We start from the raw sequence: 18,229 nt of genomic DNA, 5'->3' as shown, positions 1-18,229 counted from the left end.
TGTATAATAATTTTATAAAAGGACAATAATGTCTTTATATAAAAAAATTTTATCTTTGTGGAAATAAAAAACAACGACATGAATATCAATATAAGAACCAGTGTAGGAGACATCGTGAAAGCCAACTTCAAAACAGCCCAAATTTTTGAAAGAAATAAGATTGATTTTTGTTGTGGAGGAGGTATAAGTCTTGATGAAGCCTGCAAAAAGAGCGGAACCAATGTTGAACAGTTAATCCCTGAATTAGAAGCTACAATTCAATTAACCGACCCGGATTCGAGGTATATTGATGAACTAGAACTTAATGAACTTTGCGATTACATTGAGAAACGACATCACTCTTATGTGAATGAAAACATCCCGTTTCTTCAACAAAAAATGCAAAAGTTATGTGATGTTCACGGAGACAATCATAATGAACTTTATGAAATTAAGGCATTGTTTGATGGTGCAGCCGAAAATCTTAGCGCGCACATGAAGAAAGAGGAATTAATTCTATTTCCATATATCAGAAAAATGGTAAAATTTCAGAAAGAAGGTAAAACTGCAAAAGATGAATTGGGTGTTGCTGTGAAAACTATAAACACCATGCATGAAGAGCATCTAACTGAAGGTGAGCGCTTTGAAAAAATATCACAATTAACATCTTCCTATACATGTCCGCCCGATGGCTGTGGTACTTACCGGGTGACCTTTCAAACCTTAAAAGAATTTGAAAACGACCTGCACCGGCACATTCATTTAGAAAACAATATTCTGTTTAAGAAAGCTTTACTTTTGGAAAGTGATTTAATAAAATAAACAGATATGTTATCTAAAAGTACAGAATATGCCATTAGAGCTTTGGTTTTTGTGCAATTGCAAATTTGGGAACAAAAAAGGCCGGGCGTAGGAGAAATTGCCAGAGAAATTGAAGCACCGGAAGCATATACCGCAAAAATACTTCAAATACTCACAAAGAATAAGCTATTGGAATCGATGAAAGGCCGCGGAGGTGGATTCTTTTTCAGCGATAACCAATCAAATCTGACTTTATTTGATGTGATACTTGTGGTAGAAGGGGATGCATTTTTTCATAAATGTGGTTTTGGGTTGAAACAATGCAATAACAATAATCCCTGCCCACTGCATGAAAAATATAAAGGTGTTCGGGATAATTTCTTTGAGATAGTAAAAACAGAAACTATTCAATCTTTATCTGAAACGATAAAACAAGGTGATGCAGTTTTAAACAGAATACTAAATTATGATTCACGATGAAAAATATAACTCAAATTTTATCAGACGAACATCAAACTATTTTGAAAGTCATTGATGCTGCCTTACAGGAATGTGAAGCCATTGAAAAAGGAAAAGCCATAGAAGCCGGGTTCTTTCAGAAAGTAATTGACTTCATTAAAAACTATGCCGACAAATTTCATCATGCCAAAGAAGAAGACATTTTATTTAAAGCTATGCTGGAAAATATTGAGCATTTGCACTGCAACCCGATTCCGGTTATGTTGCATGAACATGATGAAGGGCGGGAGTATGTTAAAGGGATGGAACTTGGTTTAGCCAATTCTGACACAGGGCAGATACTTGAAAATGCAAGAGGATATTGCTACTTGCTGCAACAGCATATATACAAAGAAGATAATGTGCTATACCCCATGGCAGAAGAGGCTTTAAGCGATGAGCAAAAGGATGCAGTGAATCAAAAATATCAAAAGGTTGAGTTAAAATTAAAATCTGAGATGGATTTTGATTCCTTTAAATTTGCATTTAATTAGAAGATATGAAAGTAGCAGTTTGGGATACTTATGTGCAGCGTGTAGATGGAAAGAAGATGCACTTTGATATAATCGTACCGGAGGAGATAAAAGATGCAGGTATTATTTATCAGTTTGGGGAAGAATACCTGAAAGGGAAAATGGTTCAATCTGAAAAAATAACTTCTAAAGAGTGTGAATTCTGCCATGTTGAGAATGCAAATATTAATGTAATTAACGATATAGAATTCAAAGGTTATCACATCGTTGAAATGGAGAATTGTGATTAATCATGGGGGATTCAGCTAGTAAGTGGGCCAAACTGTATAAGAAACTACATAAATGGCCGGGACTCATTATTGCAATGTTGCTTCTTTATTATGCCGTAACGGGTATTTTTATGAATCACCGGGAGTACTTCTCGGGAATTGACGTTTCCAGAAATTTTCTTCCCGCCAATTATAAATATCACAATTGGAACAATAGTGCCATTAAGGGAAATCTCATCCTCAATAACGACAGTATATTGGTTTATGGCAATATTGGTGTTTGGTTAACGGATTCTAACTTTAAAAATTACAGTTCCTTCAATTCAGGTTTGCCTGAAGGGAGCGATAACAGAAAGGTTTTTGACCTTCACTCATCAAAAGAAGGGAATGTATATGCAGCTACACAATTCGGTTTGTTTGCTTTTGACAAGAAAAATAGTCAATGGAACAAATTTAACCTGGATGTTGACATAAAACGCTTTGTGGCTATTGAAAGTGTCGGAGATACACTCTATGTATTAAACCGCTCATTTTTGTTTAAAGGAAAATCAGCAGGAATTAATACTCAATTTAAGAAAATTGAATTACAACAACCACTTGATTACAAAAATAAAGTTTCGCTATTTGAAACTATTTGGCAAATACATTCAGGTGAGATTTTTGGAATGCCCGGAAAGCTATTTGTCGATGCCTTAGGTGTGATAAGCATTTTCTTATCCCTGACCGGAATTACTTACTTCTTTTTTCCAGGCTGGATAAAACGTAGAAAGAATAGTTCGAAACCAGTCACACCCCTTGTAAAAGCTAACCGATGGACTTTAAAATGGCACAATAAAACAGGTGCCTGGTTATTTGTCTGTCTGATTTTTTTATTTTTTACTGGAATGTTTTTACGTCCTCCGTTGTTAATTGCCATAGCCTATTTAAAAGTAAATCCCATAAAATATTCTCATCTCGACCAGCCAAATCCCTGGTACGATAAACTGAGGGATCTAAAATATGATGATACCCGAAATAGCTTTCTTTTGGCAACCTCAGAAGGGATGTATTCTATGGATAAGGATGAGCTTGCTCCCAAAGTTTTTCAGATTCAGCCTCCGGTAAGTGTTATGGGAATAAACGTGCTGGAACCATTCTATGAAGGAGCATATATTGTAGGTTCGTTCAGTGGTTTATTTTTATGGCATCCGGCTCATCCTGAAATTTATAATTATGCCCAGGGGAAAATACATACAGATAATACAACAGGCAAACCAATTGGCGAATTTAAGGTTACAGGATTGATAACTGATTTTGACGGACAGCAATACATGATCGACTACGACAAAGGAGCAATTCCTTTGTATCACCAGAAGAAGTATCCTGAAATGCCGCAAAATATTCTTGAAGAATCAAAAATGTCACTTTGGAACTTATCCCTCGAAATCCATACCGGACGTTTCTTTCATTTTCTTCTTGGAGATTTATATATTCTCCTGGTTCCCTTATCAGGATTGGTAGCTATTGTAGTTGTTTTGAGTGGATATTTACTTTGGAGGAAGAAATTCAGGAAACCTAAAACTTATTAAAAAATTGTAACTTTTATAAATTTTAAAATAGAATAATATGATATCACGAAGCTATAAAACAGAAGAACCAAAAGAAAACCCGCATAAGGTAGATGTAAAACAGTTATACAATAAGGAATCGGCACAAGTAATGCATATTACTTTGCAACCTGGTGAATCCTTACTGCCACACAAAACGCCTGTTGATGTATCGTTTTATATTCTGGAAGGAACGCCAACCGTAAAAGTAGGTGAAGAATCAGAGGTGTTTGAGAAAGATACCTTAATTGAAAGCCCTGCTGATATTGTTCATTATCTAAGTAACGAGGGAGATAAGCAATCACGAATATTAGTTATTAAAGCACCAAGGCCAACAAAACAAACGAAGCTATTATAAATTACTAATACTAAAGGTATGAGCGAACTCATCAACAACTCGAAATACAGGAAAGAAAAGCTGAAAGAACTTATCCTGAAACTCCATGAAGGGGAAAACCCGGCCCAGGTACGCGCCGAACTGGTAAGTACACTTCAGCATATACCCTACGGCGAAGTGGTAGAAGTAGAGCAGGAACTTATCCAATCCGGACTACCCGAAAGCGAAGTGTTACGACTTTGTGATATTCATGGCGAAGTGCTGGATGGCCACATTGATCAAAGCGGGGCACAAACTATTCCCGAAGGTCACCCGGTAGATGTTTTCAAACAGGAAAACAATGAGCTAAGAAAGATGGTGGAGAAAACAAATCAATTGTTGGCTATCCTGTATTCGGTTTCCGATGAAACATTCAAAGAACATTCATTAAAAGTACTTGCCTGCTTCAACGAACTGATGGATGTCGACAAGCATTACAAACGCAAGGAATATCTTTTGTTTCCCTATCTTGAAAAAAACGAAATTACAGGCCCGCCCAAAGTAATGTGGGGCAAACACGACGAAATTCGCGAACAGCTTAAGGGTTGTATCGAAATTATACGTGCCGAAGGATTAAAAAAATCCGACCTCGAAGATGCACAAGAACTATTGTTCGTTCCGGTATTGAGGGCATTGGCCGATATGACCAAAAAGGAAGAAGATATTCTTTTCCCCATGAGCATGGATGTGCTTAGTCTCGAAGACTGGTGGCAGATTCATAAACAAACGCTCGAATTTGGTTTTACACTCTACGACCCGAAAGTCGATTGGAAACCCGAAGGTTTATCGGCCGGAAGTTATGAAAACAATGGCGTAGTAAACGAAAATGGTACCATTCAACTGCCATCTGGCAGTTTTACTGCCAGTGAAATTATGGCCATTTTAAATACCATTCCGGTGGATATGACTTTTGTCGATAAAGACGATAAAGTGAAATATTTTACCCAGGGGAGCGAACGCATTTTTGCCCGCAGCCGCTCCATCATAAACCGCGATGTTCGCCTGTGTCACCCTCCGGGAAGTGTACACATTATCGAAAAAATTCTGGAAGATTTTAAATCGGGAAAAGCTTCGCATGCCCCATTCTGGATTCAGATGCATGGCAAGTTTGTACATATCGAATATTTTGCCCTGCGCGACGAAAACGGAGAATACCTTGGCACACTTGAATTTTCGCAGGAATTAACAAACCTACGCAAGCTGGAAGGGGAGCAGCGAATTCTTTCATATACAGAAAAAAAATAAGCAATGGAAAAACTCATTATAACACCTAAAACAAAGATATTCGACCTACTTGAAGCATATCCCCAGCTTGAAGATGTACTCATAAGCCATGCCCCGGAATTTAAAAAGTTAAAGAACCCGATACTGCGTAAAACCATCGCCAGGGTAGCCAGTATAAGCCAGGCTGCTGTTATTGGCGGATTAAACGTAGAAGAATTGGTAAATAAGCTTAGGGCGGAAGTCGGACAGGATAACATTCATTCCCTCGACGAAAGTGGAAACAAGTATACAACAGTTTGTCCCGATTGGTTTAAAAAGGAATTAATTGTAAAAACAATTGACATCCGCGAAATGCTCAATCGCGACGAACAGCCTGTACATGAAGTTTTAGCTGCCGCCAAAAACTTACAGGAAAATGAAATACTTAAAATTATTGCCCCATTTATTCCGGCACCTCTGCTCGACAAATCGCTTAGCTTAGACTATAAACATTGGCTCGATAAAAAAGGAGATGAAGAATATTGGGTGTTTTTTAAAGCTTAAAAGAACAAGATGTCGGAATTTACAAATACAAAAGAGAAAAGACTATCTAAGTTAATTGAGGTTTCGGAACTGATATTGAAAACAGGCAATGCCAGCTCATTTATAAAAGAAAACAAAGACTTTATACCAACTGTAATCCCTACGGATTTTATTACCCTCTTTGATGAAATCATCAAACAGGGGTACAAGATGGATGATATTAAAGTCTTATCAAATAAAGTCTTGAATATCTTTTATATTCCGATTAGGGATTTTGTAATAGTTGAACCCATACCGGATTCATTTCTGGGAGTACTCCAGCAAAATAACCTTGAAATGGAATTGTTGCTGAAAAAAATCCGTCCGGTATTTAAAGCCTTTGTAAAAGACATTCATAACCATGATTTGCAAAAGCAACTCAATGTACTCTTTTGCGAACTTGAAGTGTTCTCAAAACATTACACCATTAAAGAAAATGTTCTTTTCCCTGTTATCGAAGAAACATGGCCCGACTATCGTTGTATACAAATTATGTGGTCGTTTCATGATGATATTCGCAGAAATATAAAAAATGTTCTGGCTCAATTACAAATAGAAGAAATTGACCTTAAAACATTCAATAAATGTGTTGGTGATATCTTTTTCAATATGCTGGCCATAAAATTTAGGGAAGAAAGAATTCTATTCCCCTACATTCTCTCCTCTGTTAGCGAAAAGCAATTGGAAAGAATGAACCGTGAGAGCTTTGAACTTGGGTTCCCTTATATTCAGCCCAGATTAAATTCCTCAAAAAATGAAACAGTAGTTTTTGATGGAAATGAAGTAAACCTTGGAACAGGCAAAGTAAGTATAGAACAAATTAAACTTATTTTTAACCACCTTCCGGTTGACATTACTTTTGTAGATGAGAACAATAAAGTTTGCTATTTCTCCAATCCGCCAAAACGTATTTTTCCTCGTACCACATCTATTATTGGTCGAGAAGTAAGTAATTGCCATCCACCTGAAAGTGTTCATGTTGTTCAACAAATTGTAGATTCCTTTCGAAGAGGAGAAAAAGACCAGGCAGATTTTTGGATTCAAATGAGAGGGGAATTTATTTTAATTCAATATTTCGCTGTTCGTGATGAAAACAGAAACTACAAAGGTGTAATGGAGGTTTCTCAGGAGATTTCAGGAATTAAGGCTTTGGCAGGAGAAAAAAGATTGTTGGATTGGTAATGCCGCAACCAACGATTGAAAGGATACTCAACCCGCAATGCCAGGCACATTGGTAATTCGCACTTAGCCAGCGCTTGATACCAAAACCTGCCACAGAGTTTGTGAATATTGCCTACACTTAAAATCGATTAATTAATTCGTAGTTAGCGTTTCGTCCTCTTTCGTCAGTTTGTTGCAAGATACCTTTTTCTACCAGGTCTTTTATATCGCGTAAAGCCGTGTCGGTTGAAGTTTTGACAATTTTAGCCCATTTTGAGGTTTGCAGTTTTCCTTCAAAATCATCAAAGAGTTTGTTGAGCATCAGACGTTGGCGTTCGTTGATGGGGGTATGTTCATGCAATTTCCAGAACTCCGCTTTGCGCAATATTTTCATTGTAGTATTATCGGTGGCGAGCATCGCATTCTTAAGGCAATTTAAAAACCAGTCGAGCCATTCGGTAATGTCCCCTGAACTATGCTGTACTTTTTGCAATACTTCATAATAGCGTTTACGTTCGGCTAATATTTGGCTTGACATACTGTAGAAACGTTCTCCACTGCCTTCGGCACGGGCAAGCAACATATCGGTTATGGCTCTTCCAATTCGGCCGTTTCCGTCATCAAAGGGGTGAATGATGATAAACCAAAAGTGTGCTATGGCTGCTTTTAAAACAGGGTCGAGTCGGGTTTCGTTGTTGAACCAATCCAGAAATTTGTCCATTTCTATTTTCACGAATTCAGGCTTTACGGCTTTGTAATGTACTTTTTCTTTGCCCATTGCGCCCGAAACTACTTGCATTTCGCCGGTGCGGTATCGACCCACTTCTATTAAGTTAGGCCCACTGTAACCAGTAGGGAAAAGTGCTGCATGCCACCCAAACAAGCGTTTTTCGCTTAAAGGTAAGGTGTATCGCTGAGTGGCATCCAGCATCATTTCTACCACTCCTTCGATGTGGCGACTGCTCGGCACAAGTCCTGCAGTGTTGATGCCCAAACGTCTTGCAATAGACGAACGTACTTGTTCATAATTGAGCAATTCTCCTTCTATTTCTGATGATTTTACTACGTCTAAGGTTAAGGCTGTAAGTGTGGCTTCTTCTTTAGTAGAAAAACCCAAAGCGTTCATTTGTCCTATTATTTTTCCTTGCATAAGCCTTACCTCACCAAATACGACATTTATGGCTTTATCCTGCCACGAAAAATCTGTCCAGTTTTGATGCTCGTAAAGGTATTTGACCATAACTTAAGAATATTCTACGGTAAATATACTAATTATATACCGCATTTTTGCGGCGAATAATATGTTTTTTCACCGCGATAATAAAAGTTGTAATACTCTGAAATTTTGATTCGGTCTTATTACCAGTGGCTATAATGGTTGATAATTAGGCCAGTAAGGGATTGCGGCTGATTTCCTATCAGAAAAAGAAAAAAATACAACGAATAAATTCTACGAAAAATAGCAAAAAGGCTTATTTTCAATTCGCTTTGTTTGAAGATATTAGGATCGAACAGGAGCGTTTGGTGCAGAATGCCCAAACTATAACTGCCCGGATCGATTATAATTTTCTGAAAATAAGAAATGCATTTTCTGTTTCAGCAATGCTCATCTCGCTGGCCAAAGAATATGTTATGTTCGGCCTGAGCTCCTATTCCTCTTTATAGTTATGGTATCCCGCCACAAATATACTTTAAGATTGTTCGGAAAAATGGTTCGAAAGAAGAAGAGGCACACATTTATTTGTCATTTTGCGCATTCTTTCTTTATTTTGCCACGCCATTTTATCGGTGTATTCAAGTACTAAGGCAAAATGAGCCCTAAGTAAGTATTCATTTGTGTGTAACTAACTTTTTAAATATGAAACTATTAGAAGGAAAAACAGCAATTGTAACAGGTGCTGCAAGAGGCATTGGCCGGGCAATTGCCATCCGTTTTGCCCAGGAAGGGGCCAATGTGGCGGTAACCGACCTGCGGCTCAATGAGAATACCGAATCGCTCGAAAAAGAATTGAAAGCACTGGGTGTAAAGGCTAAAGCCTATGCCAGCGATGCCAGCAATTTCGAAGATACCGACAAGGTGGTCAATGAAATACTCAACGATTTTGGTACCGTGGATGTACTGATCAACAATGCTGGTATTACCATGGATACTCTTCTGATGCGTATGACCGAGCAGCAATGGGATACGGTTATCAACGTGAACCTGAAGTCGGTGTTTAACTTCACCAAAGCCGTGCAGAAAATCATGCTTAAAAATAAACAAGGCTCCATTGTAAACCTTAGTTCGGTAGTAGGTGTTCACGGAAATGCCGGTCAGGCCAACTATTCGGCTTCGAAAGCAGGCATTATTGGTTTTACCAAATCCATTGCCCAGGAATTGGGCTCGCGCAACATTCGTTGCAATGCCATTGCTCCCGGTTTTATCATTACCGAAATGACCGCCAAACTTTCCGAAGAACAACGCCAGGCATGGGAACAGCATATACCAATGAAACGCGGCGGTACCCCTGAAGAAGTGGCCAATGTATGTTTATTCCTGGCTTCAGACTTATCGTCTTATGTAAGTGGGCAGACTATCAGCATTTGCGGTGCGATGAAGACCTGATTCTTTGCAGATAAATTGATCACAAAATACAAAGCGTTCCATTGGAGCGCTTTTTTTTGTGTAATTCAAACTTTAAAACATTTTATCCTGCAAACTGTTAGAGTTTTACTATTTTTAGCGCCTTAAACCAAAGAAGAATGCTTGTTCTGATTTCTAGTTTCCTTGTAAACATGGGCCTGTTTATTCAGCCTTTGATTGAGCATCACCGGGGTAGTTTTTACAATGCTCCCTTTATGCTCATTGTGCTGATAATCATGTTCAACTTTGTGTTGGAGCGTGTGTTGGATTTTCTCAACTCGAATTACTGGAGCGATAAGTTACCTGCCGAATTAAGCGATGTGTATGAGTCGGAGAAATACACTCGTTCTCAGCAATACAAACGCATCAACGATAAATTTTCACTGCTTACCAATACCTTTAGTTTTTTGGTGGTAACCAGCATGCTTTTTTTCCATGTTTTTGGTTATTTCGATACAGTAGCCCGCAGCATAAACAGCAACCCCATCATTGTTACCCTTCTTTTTTTCGGCATGGTGATGTTTGCTTCCGATATCATTAATACACCTTTTGCCTTATACGATACCTTTGTAATCGAAGAAAAATTCGGTTTCAACAAAACAACCATTCGCACCTTTATTACCGATAAGCTCAAAGGGTGGTTGCTTTCGGGATTGATAGGCGGTGGCTTACTTGCCCTTATTACCTGGTTTTACGGCATTGCCGAACAACAATTTTGGTTGTATGCCTGGGGCGCCATCACCCTGTTTATGATTTTCATTACAATGTTTTATTCCTCTCTGATAGTTCCAATTTTCAACAGGCAAACCCCTTTGGAAGAAGGTCCATTAAAGGAAGCTATTAGCGAATTTAGCCGCAAAGCAGGTTTTCAGTTAAAGAATGTATTTGTCATCGACGGATCGAAACGTTCCACCAAGGCCAATGCCTATTTTACCGGCCTGGGTTCGAAAAAAAGAATTGTTCTCTACGATACCCTCATACAAGATTTAACCTCCGAAGAAATTGTTGCTGTGCTGGCACACGAAATAGGGCATTACAAACGCAAGCATACCCTTTCTGGCATGGTATTGAGTGTGGTTCAGACAGGAATTACCCTGTATGTATTTTCGTTGTTTACAGTCAACCCAATGCTTTCTGAGGCACTGGGTGCCAGGGTGCAGGGATTTCATCTGGCTTTGATGGCATTTGGTGTCATCTACAGTCCATTTTCAACCATGGTTGGTTTATCCATGAATGCCCTCTCGCGCAAGAATGAATACCAGGCCGATCAATATGCAAAGGATTACCAACTCGACCAGCCCTTAATTTCTGCTCTTAAAAAACTCTCGCGCAACAACCTCAGCAACCTCACACCGCATCCGGCTTATGTCTTTTTCCACTATTCTCATCCTACCTTGCTGCAGCGAATACGAAACCTTAACCGTAGCGGAAAGAATGTGTCGTAGTGTGGAGCATGGATAATTTTTCGAAACAATGCAGGCAACCCTCATTACCATTGGCGACGAAATACTGATAGGACAGGTGGTGGATACCAACTCGGCCTTTATGGCTGCCGAACTGAACAAAATCGGCATTCGGGTAAAAAGCATTCATTCCATTTCTGACAAACATTCGGAAATACTACAGGCATTCTCAGATGCACTATCCAATTCAGAAATTGTGCTCATTACCGGAGGATTAGGACCAACCCGCGACGATATTACAAAAAAAGCACTGGCCGATTTTTTTAAGTGCAAGCTAATCAGGCACCAGCCTAGCCTCGAAAAAATTGAAAAAAGACTCACTCAGCTGGGTGTGAAGCTTTCGGAGATAAACCGCACTCAGGCTGATGTTCCCGAGGTTTGCAAAGTTCTTCCAAACAACCAGGGTAGTGCTCCGGGTATGTTGTTCGAAAAGGAGGGTAAGGTTATGGTATCCATGCCCGGCGTACCCTTCGAAATGAAAGACATTATGTTGAATGAGGTAATTCCCTATCTTCAAAAGCATTTTACCCTCCCGCTGCGCTTGCATAAAACCTTTTTAACTGCCGGGGTGCCCGAATCGACCCTTGCTGATCGGCTAACTAGTTTTGAAAACATGCTCCCGGAAGGCTTTTCGCTGGCTTATTTGCCTTCGCCAGGCATTGTGCGATTGCGCCTGAGTGCCACAAGAACAGATGAAACGGACCTGAAATTACTGTTTGAAAATACCTGTTTGTCTCTGGAAAAGGAGCTGGGTGCAGATTTATTCGGCTACGACGAGGATACACTCGAAGCAGTTTTAGGGCGTCTATTAGTAAAATACGGGTATAATATATCTACTGCCGAAAGTTGCACCGGAGGCAATGTGGCCAAAGCAATCAGCTCAGTACCGGGTGCTTCGGCCTATTTTGAAGGAAGTATTGTTGCCTATTCGAACCAGGTGAAAACAGGGATATTAAAAGTGCCCCAGGAAGTAATTGACCAGGAAGGGGTAGTAAGCGAAGCCGTGGTAAAAGTGATGGCCCTCAGGGTAAAAGACCTTTTGCAAACCGATTGTTCCATTGCTGTATCGGGTATTTCCGGACCTTCCGGGGGCACCAAAGAAAAGCCGGTAGGAACCGTTTGCATCGCCATAGCCACCCCCAGGGGTGTCGAAAGCTTTAAGTTTAATTTTGGCGATAACCGCGAAAGAACTGTTCAAAGGGCTACCATTACAGCCATAAATAAGCTTCGAATGGATTTACTTTCCATGTAAAAAAATCTCTCTAAAAAGTTTGAATATTAAAATTAAAATGCCGTAATTTGCGTCTCGTTTTTCGAGCACATAAAATACTAAGAAAATGTCACGAGTTTGTCAGATAACAGGTAAGAAAATCATGGTTGGTAACAATGTTTCGCATTCGAACCACAAAACCAAAAGAACTTTTGCTCCCAACTTATTCGATAAAAAATTCTATTTAGTTGAGGAGAATCGTTTTGTTTCAATTAGGGTATCCGCTGCGGGTATTCGCAATATCAACAAAAAAGGTCTGAAAAAAGCCCTTGAAGAGGCCAAAGCAAGCGGCCATATTTCGACATATTAATATTTAACAGTTTACAGTAATGGCTAAAAAAGGAAACAGGGTGCAGGTAATATTAGAATGCACAGAACATAAAGAATCCGGAATGCCTGGTACTTCGAGGTATATTACCACCAAGAACAGGAAAAACAATCCGGACAGGATGGAAATTAAAAAATACAACCCAGTTTTAAAGAAAGTAACCGTTCACCGCGAAATAAAATAATTCATTATGGCAAAGAAGGTAGTAGCAACATTACAATCGAAAGACAGCCGTTCTTATGTAAAATGCATTAAGATGGTGAAATCGGAAAAAACTGGAGCTTATGGTTTCCAGGAAGAAATTATACACAACGATAACCTGAAAAACTTTTTAGCCGACTAAGCTCGCTTCATTTTTTAGATTATCTAACGAATTAAAGCTTTCTGAACAGAAGGCTTTTTTATTTTCATAGCATGGCAATCTTTTCTCTCTTCAACCGCGAAAACAAAGAAAACCTCGACAAAGGTCTCGAAAAGTCGAAGGAAAGCGTTTTTAAAAAACTTTCCCGCGTTGTAGTAGGCAAGTCGACAGTCGATAGCGAAGTGCTCGATAATCTCGAAGAAGTGCTGGTAACTTCCGATGTCGGTGTCGATACCACCTTGCGCATCATCGAAAGGATCGAAAAACGTGTTTCTCGCGAGAAATACCTCAACACAAGCGAGTTAAATTCTATTTTAAAAGAAGAAATTGCAGCCCTGCTCGAAGAAAGCAACAAGGGCGAGGTCGAAGATTTTTCCGCCGTTTATGCACAAAAACCTCATGTGATTATGGTCGTTGGCGTAAATGGGGTAGGGAAGACCACTACCATTGGAAAAATAGCCCATCATTATAAATCGGCCGGGAAAACGGTGCTTCTTGGAGCTGCCGATACTTTTCGTGCTGCCGCCATCGACCAGCTCGATGTGTGGGCAACAAGAGCAGATGTGCCCATTGTGAAACAGCAAATGGGTTCTGACCCTGCCAGTGTGGCTTTCGATGCACTTTCATCCGCTATGTCGCGCAACATCGATGTAGTGTTGGTCGATACTGCCGGCAGGTTGCACAATAAAGCGCACCTGATGGATGAACTCTCTAAAATAAAACGCGTGATGGAGAAGGTAGTGCCCGGTGCACCTCACGAGGTTCTTTTAGTGCTCGATGGTTCGACCGGACAAAATGCCTTTGAACAAGCCAAACAGTTTACTGCCGCTACCCAGGTAACAGCCCTTGCCATTACCAAACTCGATGGCACGGCGAAAGGAGGAGTAGTGATTGGTATTTCCGATCAGTTTAAGATTCCGGTAAAATACATTGGGGTGGGCGAGAAAGTCGGAGATCTATTGCTTTTTAACAGAAATGAGTTTGTCGATTCGCTTTTCTCTCACTAATTCCGCTTTTCTCCTGTTTCCAAAATACAGAAACTAAAAGTTAATTCCGAAAAAGTTGCCTTGCGCCTCAACTTCATGAGTATTTTATTGTTTCTTCATCATCTGTTTATTTCGTATCTAAGGGTATTATATTATGTTAACCAAGAAAAAAGCTTCAAAAATTAATGTTGTCACGCTAGGTTGTTCGAAAAATCTGGTCGACTCAGAAAAACTCTTAGGTCAGCTTAAGGCGAATCAGTTGTCGGTGGTACATGATTCGTCCGATGCCGATGCACGCACCGTGGTAATAAATACATGTGGATTTATTGCCGATGCCAAAGAAGAATCGGTGAATACTATATTGGAGCATGTACGTGCCAAGCAGGAAGGTTTAATCGACAAGGTTTTTGTAATGGGATGCCTCTCTGAGCGCTACAAAGACATGTTAAAGACTGAAATTCCCGAAGTGGACGGCATCTATGGCGTAAACAGTCTCGACCAGATTGTAAAAGACCTGGGTGGCAATTATAAAAAAGACCTTGTGGGTGAGCGTTTACAAACTACCCCCGGACACTATGCCTACCTTAAAATCTCGGAGGGTTGCGACCGCACTTGTTCCTTTTGCGCCATTCCTTTAATAAGGGGCAAGCACAAATCGAAACTTAAAGAAGAGCTTGTCCATGAAGCCAGCTTGCTGGCTAAAAGCGGGGTTAAAGAAATTATTCTTATAGCGCAGGATTTAACCTATTACGGAGTCGACCTCTATAAAAACCAGGAATTACCAAATCTTTTGCTTCGCTTGAGCGATATCAGCGGGTTGGAATGGATACGCCTGCATTATGCCTACCCGGCTTCTTTTCCCTATGAAATATTGAAAGTAATGCGCACACACCCGAATATTTGTAATTACCTCGACATTCCTTTTCAACATATAAGCGACCCGGTATTGCGTAACATGCGCCGTGGAATTACAAGTTCGCAAACCTACGACCTCATACAGCGCCTTCGCGACGAGGTTCCTGGACTAACCCTTCGAACTACTTTATTGGTAGGCCATCCGGGTGAAACGGAAAAAGAATTCGACGAATTGCTGGCTTTTGTCGAAAAGTCGCGCTTCGATCGTGTGGGTGTGTTTACTTATTCCGAAGAAGACGACACCTTTGCTGCCGGAAAATTCAAAGATAGCATCTCCCAGGAAGAAAAGGAAAGAAGAGCCGCTACCCTGATGGAAGTGCAGGAACAAATTTCTCTGTCGCTTAATGAGAAACGGGTTGGACAAACCCTTAAAACCCTCATAGACCGTAAAGAAGGTGAGTTTTATGTAGGCCGCACCGAGGCCGATTCTCCCGAAGTGGACAATGAAGTGCTTATATCGTCTTCGGCCAAACTCGAAACAGGAAAATTTTACCAGGTAAAAGTCACCTCGGCTGATGCTTTCGACCTTTTCGGAACCCTTTAGTAAGCAGGCTAAGTGCTGATTAAATGAAGTATTTTACTGTTATAATTTCTTCAGCACAAAAAACTCATAACCAAAATAGGCGTGATAGGTGCGATAGATATCTATCTCATGCTGAATGGCATTAAAAGTTTCAATGGCTTCGACATTGTCGGGGTATAGTTTACGAAAATGGGCAAGGGCTTTTTCAATAGGGTCGTAAAACTCCTTTATCCATGAATCTGTATGGATGGTAAAGTTCGAAACCGTTTCATAAGCTTCTTTCCTAGCTGTATCGAGAATATCTCTCACCGTCGGCAATTCAATGCCCTCGGATTGCCAAAAATCGAGCAGCTCGTTAGGAGCATTTTCCTTTAACCACACACAATCGGTAAATACCAGAAAGCCACCTCTTTTCAGGTAATTCTTCCACTCCCTTAGCGCTTTCTTGTAACCAATGATAAACATCGATCCTTCGGCCCAGATGATATCGAACTGATTGGGAAGAAAAGGCAAAGCCCCCATGTCGCCTATAAAGCAGGTGATTTTGTGGGAGAGTTTTTCCGTTTGAGCCCTTTTCTGAAGAGCCTCCAGAAAAAGTGGATAATTGTCGAGAGCCAGGATATGACCCTCAGTGAGGCCACATAAATCCATTGTTTGCGCACCCTTTCCACAGCCGATATCGAGAATGGCTGGGTTTTGGGGTAGTTCGGAAAGACTAGACCAAGCCCTTTCGGTTTCTGCCTTCGAGCCTGGTCCCTGGCGAGGCACATAGCCGAAAACTTCTAAAAAATATTGGTTTATCATCGGATTATGAATGTAAATAATAATTTAAGTTTTATTGTAGATTATTTACGAACTTTATTAAGAGTGTTTGTGTTCAAATTACATGAAGAGAATGACGAAATATTTTTTAAAAAATTACAGCAATAAGTCCTTTGTGATCCAACTTAAGGCTCGATTTATTCTGTACAGTTATTCTATCGTATTGTTTGCCATAATAATAGCTGCATTTTACACAGCCTATGCTAATTTAAACAACCCGATGCTAAATTACTCGATTAATTTTAAGGTAATCTGGTTGTTCGTGGGTGCATTTTTAGTAGTACTTTTTGGAATATTTCTACTCGTACGCGGATACTATGCCATTGCAGCCCATTTAATGCTTATCATTGGTTTTGTGCTGATTTGGACTGTGATTCTGGTTGATAAAACACAGGCCTTATCCAGGCTCGATACCATTGCTCTTTCCATCGCTCTTTTATCCATGCTCCCGATAGTGTTTACAAAGCGGCCATTAGGAATGTTGTTCTATGCATTTGCCAATGTGGCTGCCCTTCTTATTGTGATTTACTTAATACAAGACGAACTAAGCGTCCCAAAATCGTCCATCATATCCTACATTTCCGATAATCTGGTTGCCATAATCGCGGTTGTTCTAATCTCTTATCAGGTATTTTATATCAACAAGCGGGCGCTTGACAAAGCAGAACATGATATTGCTGAGCGAACAAAAGCTGAAAATGCCTTAAAAATCAGCGAGCTGTTCAAACTACGCGTGTTCGACAGCTCAAGAATTCCAATTGTGGTAATGGATTCTATTCACTATAAGTTTATCGAATTTAACCAGGCTGCTATAAAGGCTTATGGTTATACTTCTCGAAGCGACCTGATGGGAAAAACACCACTTGATGTTTCTGCACCCACCCAATACGATGGAAGTCCCTCTTCAGAAAAGGCTGTGTACCATATCAACCAGGCACTTAAAGATGGAGCAGTTGTTTTCGAATGGAAGCATTTGCAGCCAGAGGGGGGGTATTGGGATGCGGAAGTACACTTGTTACATTTTATATCGAACAACGAAAGTTTTTTGCAGTTTTCTTTAATTGACATTACAGAAAAAAAGAAAGCTGAGTTTGAGTTGAAAGCTTATCAGGACAATCTGGAAGAATTAATAAAAATAAGGACAGAAGAACTGGCAGCAACCAATACTAAACTGCAGGAAAGCAATCAATCATTAGTTACAAAAAGCGAAGCACTTGAAAAAGCCCTCTCGGAATTAAAACTTGCACAAAATCAGCTTATTCAGGCCGAAAAGATGGCATCCTTAGGTGTATTGTCGGCAGGTATTGCACACGAAATAAACAATCCGCTTAACTATATTTTTAATGGCAGTGCAGTGGTTGAACAATACATGGCTGAGAATCACCACGACGAATCCGTCAACCTTGAACCCATGTTTAATGCCATAAAAACGGGTGTAGACCGGATCAGTGAAATAGTAAAAAGTATAGAAAAATTTACGAGTACCGAAACAATGCTTCTCTCCAATTGCAATATTCAGGTTGTAATTGATAATTGTTTGCAAATACTTAGCCCTCAATACAAGGATAGAATCGAGATAGAAAAAAGCTATCCTGGTAATCTGCCTTTTGTTTATGGCACCGAGAGCCAACTGCATCACCTGTTCATTAATGTGCTGTTTAATGCAATACAGGCAATTGAATCTCAAGGAAAAATATCAATCCATGTCGAACAGAACAGCAAACAACTCATTATTTCAATTTCAGATACTGGCAGGGGCATACCTGAAGAGCATCTGAATCGGATTTTCGACCCGTTTTTTACCACCAGGGATCCGGGCGAGGGAACAGGACTGGGTTTGACCATTACCCAAAAAATTGTTAACGAGCACGAGGGAACTATTGAGTATAACTCGCAGCAGGGGAAAGGTGCCACCGCAATAATTAAATTACCTGTTTCGGAACATTAGATATTCTCTTAGAAGCTTAATAGAGTTTGAAATTGAATCTTTAAAGAGGCTTTAACTAAAGA

General features: G+C 39.9%; 20 protein-coding genes. 18 read left to right on the top strand and 2 right to left on the bottom strand.

Annotated features, from left to right (window positions below):
- Positions 1-78: 78 nt before the first annotated feature.
- The 9 genes from ric to IPM71_00610 are packed head-to-tail and all read left to right on the top strand — an operon-like array spanning position 79 to position 6,949.
- Positions 79-801, top strand: a complete 723-nt coding sequence (gene ric / locus IPM71_00650) for an iron-sulfur cluster repair di-iron protein (GenBank protein ID QQS51266.1) — start codon at positions 79-81, stop codon at positions 799-801.
- 6 nt (positions 802-807) lie between these two features.
- The gene (locus tag IPM71_00645) at positions 808-1,260 is read left to right on the top strand and encodes an Rrf2 family transcriptional regulator (protein ID QQS51265.1); all 453 of its coding nucleotides are present in this window, start codon (positions 808-810) and stop codon (positions 1,258-1,260) included.
- Positions 1,257-1,772, top strand: coding sequence for a hemerythrin domain-containing protein (locus IPM71_00640; protein QQS51264.1), 516 nt, complete (start codon positions 1,257-1,259; stop codon positions 1,770-1,772). Before IPM71_00645 ends, IPM71_00640 begins: the two co-directional genes overlap by 4 nt.
- Before the next feature lie 5 nt (positions 1,773-1,777).
- On the top strand, positions 1,778-2,041 hold the full coding sequence (locus IPM71_00635) for a DUF2024 family protein (GenBank protein QQS51263.1): 264 nt from the start codon (positions 1,778-1,780) through the stop codon (positions 2,039-2,041).
- 2 nt (positions 2,042-2,043) lie between these two features.
- A complete protein-coding gene (locus IPM71_00630; GenBank protein QQS51262.1) occupies positions 2,044-3,588 on the top strand; it encodes a PepSY domain-containing protein in 1,545 nt (514 codons plus the stop codon).
- A gap of 37 nt (positions 3,589-3,625) precedes the next feature.
- On the top strand, positions 3,626-3,964 hold the full coding sequence (locus IPM71_00625) for a cupin domain-containing protein (protein ID QQS51261.1): 339 nt from the start codon (positions 3,626-3,628) through the stop codon (positions 3,962-3,964).
- A gap of 18 nt (positions 3,965-3,982) precedes the next feature.
- Positions 3,983-5,227: a DUF438 domain-containing protein gene (locus IPM71_00620; GenBank protein ID QQS51260.1), complete on the top strand. Its 1,245-nt coding sequence runs from the start codon at positions 3,983-3,985 to the stop codon at positions 5,225-5,227.
- A gap of 3 nt (positions 5,228-5,230) precedes the next feature.
- Entirely contained in the window at positions 5,231-5,749 is a 519-nt protein-coding gene (locus IPM71_00615; GenBank protein QQS51259.1) for a DUF1858 domain-containing protein, read from the top strand.
- A gap of 9 nt (positions 5,750-5,758) precedes the next feature.
- Entirely contained in the window at positions 5,759-6,949 is a 1,191-nt protein-coding gene (locus IPM71_00610) for a DUF438 domain-containing protein (GenBank protein QQS51258.1), read from the top strand.
- Positions 6,950-7,067: 118 nt separating this feature from the next.
- On the opposite strand, the gene IPM71_00605 is transcribed toward IPM71_00610, so the two are convergent.
- The gene (locus IPM71_00605; GenBank protein QQS51257.1) at positions 7,068-8,168 is read right to left on the bottom strand and encodes a Fic family protein; all 1,101 of its coding nucleotides are present in this window, start codon (positions 8,166-8,168) and stop codon (positions 7,068-7,070) included.
- A 618-nt stretch (positions 8,169-8,786) separates the two neighbouring features.
- Here IPM71_00605 and fabG point away from each other — a divergent pair.
- From fabG to rimO, 8 genes are all read left to right on the top strand, one after another.
- Positions 8,787-9,533, top strand: coding sequence for a 3-oxoacyl-[acyl-carrier-protein] reductase (gene fabG, locus IPM71_00600; protein ID QQS51256.1), 747 nt, complete (start codon positions 8,787-8,789; stop codon positions 9,531-9,533).
- A 170-nt stretch (positions 9,534-9,703) separates the two neighbouring features.
- Entirely contained in the window at positions 9,704-10,996 is a 1,293-nt protein-coding gene (locus tag IPM71_00595; GenBank protein QQS52752.1) for a M48 family metallopeptidase, read from the top strand.
- A 28-nt stretch (positions 10,997-11,024) separates the two neighbouring features.
- On the top strand, positions 11,025-12,266 hold the full coding sequence (locus IPM71_00590; GenBank protein QQS51255.1) for a competence/damage-inducible protein A: 1,242 nt from the start codon (positions 11,025-11,027) through the stop codon (positions 12,264-12,266).
- An 85-nt stretch (positions 12,267-12,351) separates the two neighbouring features.
- On the top strand, positions 12,352-12,594 hold the full coding sequence (locus tag IPM71_00585) for a 50S ribosomal protein L28 (GenBank protein QQS51254.1): 243 nt from the start codon (positions 12,352-12,354) through the stop codon (positions 12,592-12,594).
- Positions 12,595-12,613: 19 nt separating this feature from the next.
- Complete coding sequence (gene rpmG / locus IPM71_00580) at positions 12,614-12,796, top strand: 50S ribosomal protein L33 (protein ID QQS51253.1); 183 nt, start codon at positions 12,614-12,616, stop codon at positions 12,794-12,796.
- A gap of 6 nt (positions 12,797-12,802) precedes the next feature.
- Positions 12,803-12,955 carry a DUF4295 domain-containing protein gene (locus tag IPM71_00575; protein ID QQS51252.1) on the top strand — a complete coding sequence of 51 codons (153 nt, stop codon included), beginning with the start codon at positions 12,803-12,805 and terminating at the stop codon, positions 12,953-12,955.
- Between the two features lie 71 nt (positions 12,956-13,026).
- Positions 13,027-13,980 (top strand): signal recognition particle-docking protein FtsY, encoded by a 954-nt coding sequence (ftsY, locus tag IPM71_00570; protein ID QQS51251.1) that lies wholly within the window; start codon positions 13,027-13,029, stop codon positions 13,978-13,980.
- Positions 13,981-14,113: 133 nt separating this feature from the next.
- The gene (rimO, locus tag IPM71_00565; protein ID QQS51250.1) at positions 14,114-15,418 is read left to right on the top strand and encodes a 30S ribosomal protein S12 methylthiotransferase RimO; all 1,305 of its coding nucleotides are present in this window, start codon (positions 14,114-14,116) and stop codon (positions 15,416-15,418) included.
- 39 nt (positions 15,419-15,457) lie between these two features.
- On the opposite strand, the gene IPM71_00560 is transcribed toward rimO, so the two are convergent.
- Positions 15,458-16,201 carry a class I SAM-dependent methyltransferase gene (locus IPM71_00560; GenBank protein QQS51249.1) on the bottom strand — a complete coding sequence of 248 codons (744 nt, stop codon included), beginning with the start codon at positions 16,199-16,201 and terminating at the stop codon, positions 15,458-15,460.
- Positions 16,202-16,292: 91 nt separating this feature from the next.
- Here IPM71_00560 and IPM71_00555 point away from each other — a divergent pair, with 91 nt between their 5' ends.
- Entirely contained in the window at positions 16,293-18,167 is a 1,875-nt protein-coding gene (locus tag IPM71_00555) for a GHKL domain-containing protein (protein QQS51248.1), read from the top strand.
- Positions 18,168-18,229: the final 62 nt, after the last annotated feature.

This window comes from Bacteroidota bacterium (assembly GCA_016699695.1).
Taxonomy (GTDB): Bacteria; Bacteroidota; Bacteroidia; order Bacteroidales; family UBA10428; genus UBA10428.
The sequence above is the reverse complement of the archived record's forward strand: the minus strand, read 5'-3'. Positions and strand labels throughout refer to the sequence as shown.